This is a genomic window from Acinetobacter sp. YH12112, from assembly GCF_013418945.1.
GTDB classification, from domain to species: Bacteria; Pseudomonadota; Gammaproteobacteria; order Pseudomonadales; family Moraxellaceae; genus Acinetobacter; species Acinetobacter indicus.
Window position 1 is genome coordinate 1 of sequence record NZ_VPBA01000095.1, and the last position, 1399, is coordinate 1399.

The window sequence follows — 1399 nt, forward strand, 5'->3', positions numbered from 1 at the left end:
ATAATTCAAGTGAATTTGTTTGAAAGAAGAACTTTAAAAGCTTTATTTTCACCCGATAAAATACCCATAAAACAAGAGGAAGCTCAAATGAGCTTCCTCTTGTGAAAAATTGTGGGACAGCAATGACTACGGTGCTCTTTTTTTATTTTAAATTTTTATTGTCACTAAAATGTCATAGAACTGAAATAGTATTGTCATCATTTTAAGCTAATGCCAGCCCAATTGGGGGGTGGTGTTCCCTTTTTGAACATAGGCTTTGTTCTTATGACAATTGAACTTTTAATGGTAATCGGCTTCTGTTTGGCGGCCTATTCTATTGTCGGAAATGATGTACCTCAAACCTTAGGGACTTTTATTTCTTCTAACTCCCATCGTCCTTGGTGGGTACTGTGGGTATATATCAGCAGTATCCTGGTTGTGGTCTTGGTCTATGGCTGGTATGCATCGGGCGTCGGTGATGCCTCTTATGGGCGACTGGAAACCATTCCGTTCCCTGAAGGCGGAATTACCTGGCTGTATATTGTGCCGCCAGTTTTACTGTTGCTACTGACCAAATATGGTATTCCGGTCAGTACCACCTTCCTGGTACTAACCATCTTCTCTCCTGCGAGCCTGGGCTCGATGATGGTCAAATCCATGATGGGTTATGCGGTGGCCTTCCTGGCGGCGCTGATCATCTATCGTTTTGTGGCCAACAAAATGACGGTGTACTTTAACCAGACCAAAGATCAGGAACATTCGACCAAATGGGTGATTCTACAATGGTTATCTACCGGTTTCCTGTGGAGCCAGTGGCTGATTCAGGATCTGGCCAACATCTTCGTGTATGTGCCGCGTCAGGTACCGTTTGAATTCCTGATGTTTGCCATTACGGTCTTTGTGATCTTGCTGGGGGTTATTCTGTACCAGCGTGGTGGTGCCATCCAGAAGATTGTCGATACCAAAACCGATGTTACCGATGTACGTGCTGCGACCATCGTGGACTTTATCTATGCAATGATCCTGCTGATTTTCAAAGAGTGGAGCAATATCCCGATGAGTACCACCTGGGTATTCCTGGGTCTGTTGGCCGGTCGTGAATTTGCCATCTCAATGATTGTGAACGGGGTCAGCAAATACCGTACCTCACGCAATGTCAGCAAAGATGCGATGAAACTGATGTTTGGTCTGGCCATGTCGGTATTCCTGGCGACCACTTTGCCATGGTTCTATAACCTGATTTCAGGCTAAGCATGGACTGAACATCAAGTACAAAAAAAGCGAGCTTCGGCTCACTGCTGTCCCACAATTTTTCACAAGAGGAAGCTCATTTGAGCTTCCTCTTGTTTTATGGGTATTTTATCGGGTGAAAATAAAGCTTTTAAAGTTCTTCTTTCAAACAAATTCACTTGAATTATTC

At 43.9% G+C, this 1399-nt stretch carries 1 protein-coding gene; it reads left to right on the plus strand.

The annotated features are described in order from the left end of the window. Positions 1 to 264: 264 nt before the first annotated feature. Positions 265 to 1230, plus strand: coding sequence for a hypothetical protein (locus FTU50_RS15255; RefSeq protein ID WP_016659723.1), 966 nt, complete (start codon positions 265 to 267; stop codon positions 1228 to 1230). The last annotated feature ends 169 nt before the right edge of the window (positions 1231 to 1399 follow it).